Raw genomic sequence first — 9,457 nt, forward strand, 5'->3', positions numbered from 1 at the left:
CCATCGTGAAGAGCGGCTGAATGATCGCCCACGAAGCGCCCAGGGCGGTCTGCTTGTAGCGGACCTTGATGTCGCGCCAGACCAGGAAGTAGAAGAGCTCCCGGAAGTAGGTGAGCTCCCGGAAATCCAACGCTACCCACCCGCGCGACGGGCGGATGACGATCGTCGGGGGACCATGATCCAGTTCCAGAGCCGGCGCCGCCGGGGCGATCGGGAGGGATTCCTGCATATTCTCAGAGGTGGGTCGTCGAAGGGACGAGGTTCTCCTCGCGTCGCAGTTCGCTCACTTCGCGATCGGCATCGGAGAAGTATTGATCCTGCTCCAGACGCAGACGGTCACAGAGCCGCCCGGGCGGGATCTCCACGTCCGCCATGGTGAGCACCTGGTCGCGGGGGACCGCACGCCGCAGCCGACAGCCCTCGGACAGACCCATCGGCAGCAGGTTATCCTCCCGGACTACCTCGGCATTCTCGCACTGGCCGTACGTCAGGTACCCACCGCATCCGTCCAGCTCCTGCCCGGGGGAGAGATCCACCTTGGCGGTGGCTACGACCTCGACCACCGGGGCGCCGAGAGGAGCAATGGTGGCGTCACCGAAGAGGACCGCCCGGGCCACCGTGTTGTGCACCTCGTAATGGCAGAGGTGATACGGCGTGTAGAAGCAGTAGAGCGGCCCCTCGCCCAGCTTGTACAGATTGAGATAGTGGCGCTGGATCGGGTGATCGTGGGTGCCCAGGACGAACACACCAGGGCCGGGTGAAGCACCCACCACGTAATCGACGATGCCCTCGCTCTGCAGCAACTCGTCCGCGGAATAGAGCGCGGCAGCCTCCTGAATGGACGTCCCGGCCGGAACCGTATGGCCGTACATTCCGCGACGCGCCACCCGCATGCCCGTCGCATTGGCCACGATTGCCTGTTCGAAGGAGATCTTGGTCCCGTCCGCGAACGAGGTGACCATGCGGGGGTTCTGTCCCCAGCGACGGGCAAACCCTTCCTGGGTCGTTGGGTTGCGATAGGGGTCCTGCAGGCCCTTGATGTTGCCACACAGCACGGGGCGTACGCCGATGCCCTTCACGAACCGGTACAAGTTCAGGATCACCCCTGGCTGATCGCCGTCGGCGTTGGTGATCACGACCCCCGCGCGATCGGCATACACCTTCAGGATGGGACCCACGGTTCCATCCAGCTCGGCGTTCATCATCACCACGTGCTTGCCATGGGCGATGGCCTCGAGCACCACTGCGGCGCCGAACTCGATCGCGCCGGTCACCTCGATGATCGCCTCGATGCCCTCTGCACGACACAGCGCCCGCGGATCCTCGACGATTGCGCGTCTGCCCCGGGAAATCGCCGCGTCGAGCGCGGGGGTGGAATCGACCCGCACCGGCTCGGTCACACCCGCCTCTCGGTAGGCGCGCTCTGCTTGGGCGGGATCCCGACTGTAGATCGCCACGAGCTCCATGCCGGGAACCCAATTCAGCATCTGCAAGGCGATCCCGCGACCCATGAATCCCGCGCCCACCATCCCTACGCGAATGGGGCGGCCCTCCTCGTGGCGTCGTTGTAGAGCAGTGTCAACGATGTGCATTCGACCCCGCTACGGCACGAGGGGAAGCAGCACGCAGGGCCGGCGCGAAGTCCGGCCAACCACGGTCCTTATCGGAGATCACCCGCACCTCCTCCGGCCAGACGATGCCCAACACGGGGTCATCGTATCGCAGGCCGCCCTCCGCGTCAGGCGCATAGAACGCGGTCACCTGGTACATGACCTCGACGTCGTCGGTGAGGGTGATGAAGCCGTGGGCGAAGTTCTCGGGCACATACAGCATGCGGTGATTGTCGGAGGTCAGCTCCACTCCGATCCATTCGCCATACGTTGCCGAGTCCGGCCGCAGGTCCACGATCACGTCGTAGATGGCCCCCCGCGTGCACCGGACGAGCTTGGTCTCCGCATGAGGCTCCCGCTGAAAGTGCAGGCCTCGCAGCGTGCCACGATCTCGACTGAACGAAACATTCGCCTGCACCACGTCCACATTCAATCCGTGCGCTTCGAACTCGTTCCGGCACCAGGCGCGGGCAAAGAAGCCTCGTTCGTCTCCACGGGGCTCGAGATCGACCAGGAAGGCCCCCTGCAGACGGGTTTCTGTGAAGATCATATTTGCGGGACGGTCAATGGAGCCCAGAAGAGCTGCGCGTCGAGCTGGCCGGTGTTGAGAAGGTGCTGAAGCTGCTTCAGGCGGGTAAACGTGCGGTACTGGAAGAGATCTGTGGTGAGGCCAATCCTCTCGAAGATCTCGCGCAACTCTTCCGCCCCGGTCCGGACCGATCGCCGGCAGCGGAACCCGGGCAGGGTTCGGTGGATCTTCTCGAAGGAGACACGATAGCTGCGGTTGTCCCCATCGCTCGACCCGAAGCTGAGATCACAGCCGGGGAAGCTCTCCGCTACTACTTCGGCGATCTCCCGCACTCGATAGTTCTCCTTCGAATCGCCCACATTGAATACTTCATTGTGGACAAGCTCCCGCGGCGCCTCCAACACATTCGCGATTGCCTCGCAGATGTCCAGAACGTGCACCAGAGGCCGCCAGGGGGTGCCGTCACTGGTCATGCGGATCTCGCGAGTGGTCCATGCCAGGCCGGAGAGGTTGTTAAGCACCAGGTCGAACCGCATATGGGGTGAGGGCCCGTACGCGGTAGCATTGCGCAGGAAGGTGGGGGAGAAATCGTCGTCTGCGAGCGCTGACACGTCACGCTCCACCAACACCTTGCACTCCGCGTATGCGGTTTGAGGGTCGGTTTCCGATTCCTCCGTCTTGATGTCCCCCGAGCCTGCTCCGTAGACGCTGCACGAGGAGGTATAGACGAACCGCGCGACCCCGGCACGCTTCGCCATCCGGGCGAGTGCGACGCTCCCCTGGTGATTGATCTGGTAGGTGATCTCCGGGTTCAGCTGCCCGAGCGGATCGTTGGAGAGCTCCGCCAAGTGAACCACGGCATCGACGCCGCGCAGGTCATCCTCATTGATGTGGCGAATGTCCTTACGGATGAACGGGGTGCTGCTTCCGTTGCCGTTCAGCGAGTAGAGGCTGCGCTCGTTATAGAAGCCCGCGTCGAGGCACACCACCTCATGCTCCCTCGCCCGGAGGAGAGGGGTGAGCTGCGATCCGATGTAGCCTTCCGAACCGGTGACGAGAACTCTCATGAGAAGTTTCCTCGGGGCGTGACAGTGCGGGGGGTGCCGGGACTCAGTCCGGTCCTACCAGATCCTCCTACCAGATCTTCCACTTCGCTTCGCCGTTGTTCCACATTTCTTCCAGCACCATCTTGTCCCGCAGCGTGTCCATCGGGTGCCAGAATCCCCGGTGGCGATATGCCGACAGACGTCCTTCCAGAGCCAGAGTCTCCATCGGCTCGCGTTCCCACACGGTGTCGTCGTCGTGGATGTACTCCATCACCTCGGGTTCGAGAACGAAGAACCCGCCGTTGATCCACGCTCCATCACCCGCGGGCTTTTCTCTGAACCCCCGCACCCGATCATCCCCTTCGGGGAGTGAGAATGCGCCGAACCGCCCGGGCGGCTGCACCGCCGTCAAGGTCGCCAGTGCGCCCACCTGCCGGTGATGCGCGAGGAGCTCATGCAGATCCACGTCGCTCAGGCCGTCGCCGTAGGTCAGGCAGAAGGTCTCGTTGCCGATATGCTCGCGCACGCGTTTGATCCGTCCGCCGGTCATGGTGTTCTCGCCCGTGTCGACAAGGGTGACGCGCCACGGCTCCGCGCCGTTCTTGTGGACCTCCATGCTGTGGTTCGCGATGTCGAAGGTCACGTCGGACACGTGCAGCGAGTAGTTGGCGAAATACTCCTTGATCAGATAGCCCTTGTAGCCGCAGCACACGACGAAGTCGTTCACCCCGAAGGCGGAGTAGATCTTCATGATGTGCCACAGGATCGGCTTTCCGCCGATCTCCACCATGGGCTTGGGTCGGACGCTGCTCTCCTCACTGATCCGGGTCCCGTAGCCACCCGCCAGGATCACCGCCTTCATTCTCCTTGCTCCTTTTTTCGTGCGTCTGCGCCACTTTCGAGGCCGCTTATGCAGCCCCTTGAGCGCTCAGCGAGGTGACGGGCCTGTCGGCCTGGGGCGGCGCCGGGCGGGCCACCAGATGCCGCTGCACCTCGTCGATCACGTAGCTGGCGAATGGCAGCGAGCAGGTGAACCCCGGTGAGACCGCATTCAGTACGTGCATCGAACGGCCATCACCCTGTAGGTGGAAATCCATTTCCAGCGTGCGGCGTCTGACATTCACGAGCTGGGCGCGGATGCCTGCACGTCCCCAACGCCAACCGAGAGAGGTGAGGTCCGACCGGACCAGACCGCCGGCGAGGCGAACCAGATGGCGCCGCGAATATTTCCGCAGCTCGTGCAGGGCGAGGCGACGAAAGTCGAAGGCGTTCTCGAGGAAAACCGCCGCTTCCAGCCCCACGACCTCGGCAAACTCGCCGGGGTGGAAGTTTTCGACGCCGGAATACTGCTCCCGCCAGAAGGCCGGAATCGCGGTGGGTCCGATCTTGACGTGTCCGTCGACCGTCAGGGTGAAATGCACGCCGAGGAAGGGATGACGGAGATCGGGAACGGGATAGATGTGGCAGCGAAGAGGGAGGCTTCCTTCGGCGTACAGGTAGAGCCCCTTGAACGGCAGGATCCGATAGTCCTGCGCGAAGCCAAAGTCCCGGGCGATCCGGTCGGCATACAGGCCGGCCGCGTTGATCACATATCCGGCGGAAATGTCACCCGCCGACGTGCGGATCAGGTCGCCGCGCCTTCGTAGGTATCGGACGTTCTCGCGAATGTCGACCCGCTCAGTTCGAGCATCGGCAACCATAGCGCTGACCACCTCGGTCGGATCGACCGTGGAGGTGTTCGGGCTGAAGAGCGCCCGCTCGAAGGTCCGCGCCAGTGGCTCCAGCTCGCGTGCTTCGTGCTCGGTGACCTCCTGAAGGTCGACGCCGTTCAGGCGGGATCGCCGCAGCAGCTCGTCGATGCCTGCCAGCTCCGTTTCGTCCCGGGCGACGACGAGCTTTCCGCAGCGGTTGATGCGAAGGCCACGCTCTTCACCATAGCGCGTGAGGCGCTGGTTTCCCTCACGAGCGAAGCGGGCCTTCAGGCTGTCGGCGGAGTAGTAGAAGCCCGCGTGCAGAACGCCGCTGTTTCGGCCGCTCGCGTGCAGCCCGCAGGCACGCTCCTTCTCGATCAGCAGGATGCGGGCGTCTCCGAAACGGCGCCTGGCCTCCAGAGCCAGTGCCAGCCCGATCACCCCTCCGCCAATGATCAGGAAATCGGTCGTGCGACGAGTGTTCATCGCCCTGGGGCGGCGATCGCGGAGGTATGTACGGGCGCCGGCGGCTGCACGGTAGCCCGCCCGAGGTTCGCCATTTTCACCTCCCCTGCCGCCGCCTGCAGCTCCGCCTCCACCATGATCCGCACCAGCTCGCGGAACCGCACCTTCGCCTCCCACCCCAGCTTCTCTCGCGCCTTCGACGGATCACCGAGCAGTACGTCCACCTCGGTCGGACGCGTGTACCGGGGGTCGAGTCGCACGTGCTCCCGCCAGTCGAGTCCCACCAGGGTGAACGCCTCCTCCAGCAACTCTCGCACGGTGTGGGTCTCGCCCGTGGCGATCACGTAGTCGTCGGGCTCGTCCTGCTGCAGCATCATCCACATCGCCTCGACGTACTCGGGCGCATATCCCCAGTCGCGACTCGCGTCGAGGTTGCCGAGATAGACGACGTGCTCCAGACCGAGCTTGATGCGCGCCGCGGCCCGGCAGACCTTGCGCGTCACGAAGGTCTCCCCCCGCCGCGGGCTCTCGTGGTTGAACAGGATCCCGTTGCAGGCGAAGAAACCGTACGACTCGCGATAATTGCGGGTCAGATAGAAGGCGTAGGCTTTGGCGCAGGCGTACGGCGAGCGCGGATAGAAGGGCGTCGTCTCCCGCTGGGGAATCTCCTGCGCCTTCCCATACAGCTCCGAGCTGCTCGCCTGATAGAAGCGTGGGGTGATTCCCGTCTCTCGCATCGCCTCCAGCAAGCGCACCACCCCCAGGCCGGTTACCTCGGCGGTGTACTCCGGGATGTCGAAGCTGGTGCGCACGTGGCTCTGCGCCCCCAGGTTGTAGATCTCGTCCGGCTCTACCTGGCGCAGCAGACGGCTGAGTGCGCTGCCATCGTTCAGGTCCCCGTAGTGCAGGAAGAGCCGCGCGTCGGGCTCGTGGGGATCCTGGTAGAGATGGTCGATGCGAGCTGTATTGAAGCTCGAGGACCGTCGGATGACTCCATGCACCTCGTAGCCCTTGGAGAGCAGCAGCTCGGCGAGGTAGCTGCCGTCCTGACCGGTGATGCCGGTGACGAGGGCTTTGCGCCGACGGTGGGTCAGCATGTTTGCGGTCGAGGGGATGGGGAGAGCGCCAGTGCGGAGTGGGCCAGCGGGGCGCCGTGAGGTCACACGGCGGCGCTCAAGGGGGGTATCTCGGATGTGCGGCCGTGCACGCTGCGGTACCAGCGGATGGTTTCACGCAGCCCCTCGCGGAACGGCGTGTGGGCTCGGAATCCGAAGCACTGCAACGCTTTCTGCGTATCCAGGCAGCGCCTCGGCTGCCCGTCCGGCTGCGTCCGGTCGTAGCGCAGCTCTCCGCGGAAGCCGACCAGATCGGCGATCAGCTCGGCCAGGTCCCGGATCTTGATCTCCATTCCCGTGCCGAGATTGACCGGCTCCGCGCCGTCGTAGTATTCCGCGGCGAGCAGCACCGCCCGCGCGCAGTCATCCACGTAGAGGAACTCGCGGCTCGCCTCCCCCGTTCCCCAGAGCTCCACGCTGTCCGCGCCGGTTTCGACCGCCTCCACCATCTTGCGAATGAGCGCAGGGATCACGTGGCTGCTCTGCGGGTCGAAGTTGTCCCGCGGACCGTACAGGTTGACCGGCAGGAGGTAGATCCCGTTGAAGCCGTACTGGGCTCGGTAGCCCTGCAGCTGAACGAGCAACGCCTTTTTGGCGACCCCATACGGCGCGTTGGTCTCTTCCGGATAGCCATTCCACAGGTCCTCTTCGCGGAAGGGCACCGGGGTGTATTTGGGATAGGCGCAGATCGTCCCCAGTTGCACGAATTTCTCGATTCCCGCGCGGCGCGCCTCTTCGATGAGGTGCACCCCCATCGTAATGTTCGCGTAGAAGAAGAGCCCCGGGTTCTCCCGATTGGCGCCGATCCCTCCCACCTGAGCGGCCAGGTGCAGCACCACGTCGGGGCAAACGTCGCGCAACAGGCGACGCACCTCGGTCGGCTCGGTGAGGTCGTATTCAGCGCGGCGCGGCACGAAGACGTGCTCGCACTCCAGCTTGCGCAGCCGCTCCACGATGTGCGAGCCGAGGAAGCCGGCACCTCCGGTGACCAGGACGCGCCGATGCCTCCAGTAGCGCGGCGACGACTCCAGCTCGCCCTCGCGCGACCGGCGGCCGGCGCCGTCCAGGCTCAACCGGACCGCCTCCTCAGAGGGAGTCAGGTGCGCGTAGGTTTCGGTGGGCTCACACATAACTCCTCCTCCCCCGCTCTGCCCTCCGAACACTGCCGCCGAAGACCGGGCGAGACTCGCGGATCGGCTCCATACAGGCTGCCGGGACCTCGATCTCCCAGCTCTGCGCGATCGCCTCGAGCCCCACCAGCACCCGGTTGCGCCCGCGGTGCTCGATCACCAACCCCTCGACCCCGACGAACGGGCCGGAGATGATGCGCACCCGGGTGCCCCGTTCGACCAGTGGCACCGGCTCCACCCGCTCTCCGCTCGCCCGCAGCGCGGCGGCAAATCGCCGAACATTCTCGATCTCCTCCGCATCGATCGGAACCGGGGCGCCGTTGGAGGAGACCACCGTCACGATGCCCGGCGTACCGAGCACCCGCGACAGTGTGGACTTCGCGCACCGCACGAACACATAGCTCGGAAAGAGCGGCCACTCGATCACCTTCACCCGATCGTGCCACTGCCGCTGGCGGGGCAGAACCGGGCAGAAGGACTCGATCCGGTGGAGTTGCAGACGCGCCGCGACCTGCTTCTCGTGCCGCGCCCGGGTGTAGCACGCAAACCACTGCTGTTCGGCGGAGGAGAGTCGAAGGGTAGGTACTGGCGTGGAAGAACCGTCCGAGGCCAACTCGTACATGGGTGCACTCCGTGCCTGTCAGTACCAGAGCGGGAACTGACGAGAGGATGGTAGGGGGAGCGAAAAGCTCAGCGATGCCGCGGGAAAGGTCCGCGTTGCCCGGAGAGATGGGGAGAGAAGTGTGCCGGGCGCCCGCAGCGGTCGCGCGGCAGGAAAAGCGGCTATCGTCCTATGGTTCTGCTTATCGATAGGCCCACCCCTTCAGCGAGTCGCTGGATCGTCGCCGCAACGGTGTGGATTGGCACCAACAGCATTCCCGAAATGGCCAGGTGGTTCATCGCTCCACGCCTCCGAGACACCATCACGGCAGCTCGGAAGGAGGCAGGTTGAGCCGGAAATGAAACCGGGTTCCCCACCCGGGCGCGGTCTCGAATTGCAGCTCCGAGTCCATCGCCCGCAGCAGTCTCCGGCAGATGGTGAGTCCAAGTCCGCTGCCGGCGAAGCCGAAGCGAACCTGGGCGGCGCCATCGTCGTTGGCGGGCCCCTCTTCCGTGTGCATCAGGTCGAAACCGGAGCCGGTATCGCGCACGACAAATTCCACGCAGGTGGCGTCTACCGGTTGCGCCGTGATCTCGATGTAGCCCTCGTCGGTGAAGCGCAGAGCGTTGGAGAGCAGGTTGAGCAGCACCCGGCTCAGCGCCACCGGGTAGCCCATACGGATGTCTACCGGGGGCGCCACCGTGCGAATGCTGACCTTCTTCTCCTCGAGCATGGGTGCCACGATCTCGCAGACGGAGTCGAGCACCTCGCGGATGGAGAACTGTGTGGGGCGCCGGTCGATCAGACGCTCATCGCCCCGCGCCAGGTCGATCACGTTGCTGGCGAGCGAGACCAGGGTGAGCGCCGCCGTGTAGATGATCCCGACCTGTCGGTGCTGAACCGGGTCGAGCTCACGGGGGACGGATTTTCTCAGGGTCTCGCTCAGGAAGAGAATGGAAGTGAGGGGAGAGCGGAGGTCGTGCGCGAACTCCACGACGAGGTCCAGGGGGGTGGGCCGCTCGTTGGAGTCGCGCTCCGTAGCCACCCAGCCCGGTGGCCCCTCCACCCTGTGCAATCGCTCGAGACAGCGGAGCATCTCCCCGCCCGGGGGCGGGGCGTCGCTCGCCCGCCAGCAGCGGACGAGCTCCCTGGCGAGGGTACGGGCCGCCAGTCGGGCGATCCGACCCGTCGCCACCGGCTCCGGATCATCGAACGGCGCATCGTCGCACAACAGGTCGACCAGCGCTGCGACCGACTGGGCGACGGCCTC

10 protein-coding genes are annotated in these 9,457 nt (G+C 65.1%); all 10 read right to left on the reverse strand.

The features are described from left to right. Positions 1-229 (reverse strand): hypothetical protein (locus tag VF167_01820; protein HEX6924140.1); only part of this gene is annotated, 229 nt, incomplete at its 3' end. A 4-nt stretch (positions 230-233) separates the two neighbouring features. Beyond that, a complete protein-coding gene (locus tag VF167_01825; protein HEX6924141.1) occupies positions 234-1,592 on the reverse strand; it encodes a Gfo/Idh/MocA family oxidoreductase in 1,359 nt (452 codons plus the stop codon). Further along, the gene (gene rfbC / locus VF167_01830; GenBank protein ID HEX6924142.1) at positions 1,579-2,160 is read right to left on the reverse strand and encodes a dTDP-4-dehydrorhamnose 3,5-epimerase; all 582 of its coding nucleotides are present in this window, start codon (positions 2,158-2,160) and stop codon (positions 1,579-1,581) included. Before rfbC ends, VF167_01825 begins: the two co-directional genes overlap by 14 nt. Then, entirely contained in the window at positions 2,157-3,206 is a 1,050-nt protein-coding gene (locus VF167_01835; protein HEX6924143.1) for an SDR family oxidoreductase, read from the reverse strand. Before VF167_01835 ends, rfbC begins: the two co-directional genes overlap by 4 nt. Positions 3,207-3,273: 67 nt before the next feature. Then, positions 3,274-4,047, reverse strand: a complete 774-nt coding sequence (gene rfbF / locus VF167_01840; GenBank protein ID HEX6924144.1) for a glucose-1-phosphate cytidylyltransferase — start codon at positions 4,045-4,047, stop codon at positions 3,274-3,276. Positions 4,048-4,093: 46 nt separating this feature from the next. Continuing rightward, positions 4,094-5,362 carry an FAD-dependent oxidoreductase gene (locus VF167_01845; protein HEX6924145.1) on the reverse strand — a complete coding sequence of 423 codons (1,269 nt, stop codon included), beginning with the start codon at positions 5,360-5,362 and terminating at the stop codon, positions 4,094-4,096. After that, positions 5,359-6,438 (reverse strand): GDP-mannose 4,6-dehydratase, encoded by a 1,080-nt coding sequence (gene gmd / locus VF167_01850; GenBank protein HEX6924146.1) that lies wholly within the window; start codon positions 6,436-6,438, stop codon positions 5,359-5,361. Before gmd ends, VF167_01845 begins: the two co-directional genes overlap by 4 nt. A gap of 62 nt (positions 6,439-6,500) precedes the next feature. Continuing rightward, positions 6,501-7,586, reverse strand: coding sequence for a GDP-L-fucose synthase (locus tag VF167_01855; GenBank protein HEX6924147.1), 1,086 nt, complete (start codon positions 7,584-7,586; stop codon positions 6,501-6,503). Further along, on the reverse strand, positions 7,579-8,208 hold the full coding sequence (locus VF167_01860) for a UpxY family transcription antiterminator (GenBank protein HEX6924148.1): 630 nt from the start codon (positions 8,206-8,208) through the stop codon (positions 7,579-7,581). The genes VF167_01855 and VF167_01860 overlap by 8 nt, the downstream gene beginning before the upstream one ends. 301 nt (positions 8,209-8,509) lie before the next feature. Further along, positions 8,510-9,457: HAMP domain-containing sensor histidine kinase (locus tag VF167_01865; GenBank protein ID HEX6924149.1), on the reverse strand; the 948-nt coding region annotated here is incomplete at its 5' end.

It is taken from the genome of Longimicrobiaceae bacterium, from assembly GCA_036375715.1.
Classification (GTDB): domain Bacteria; phylum Gemmatimonadota; class Gemmatimonadetes; order Longimicrobiales; family Longimicrobiaceae; genus DASVBS01.

Coding starts and splice junctions, on each gene's coding strand:
- VF167_01845 (HEX6924145.1), bottom strand. CDS start 5,362: ATGAACACTCGTCGCACGACCGATTTCCTGATCATTGGCGGAGGGGTG.
- VF167_01835 (HEX6924143.1), bottom strand. CDS start 3,206: ATGAGAGTTCTCGTCACCGGTTCGGAAGGCTACATCGGATCGCAGCTC.
- VF167_01855 (HEX6924147.1), bottom strand. CDS start 7,586: ATGTGTGAGCCCACCGAAACCTACGCGCACCTGACTCCCTCTGAGGAG.
- rfbC (HEX6924142.1), bottom strand. CDS start 2,160: ATGATCTTCACAGAAACCCGTCTGCAGGGGGCCTTCCTGGTCGATCTC.
- VF167_01860 (HEX6924148.1), bottom strand. CDS start 8,208: ATGTACGAGTTGGCCTCGGACGGTTCTTCCACGCCAGTACCTACCCTT.
- VF167_01825 (HEX6924141.1), bottom strand. CDS start 1,592: ATGCACATCGTTGACACTGCTCTACAACGACGCCACGAGGAGGGCCGC.
- gmd (HEX6924146.1), bottom strand. CDS start 6,438: ATGCTGACCCACCGTCGGCGCAAAGCCCTCGTCACCGGCATCACCGGT.
- rfbF (HEX6924144.1), bottom strand. CDS start 4,047: ATGAAGGCGGTGATCCTGGCGGGTGGCTACGGGACCCGGATCAGTGAG.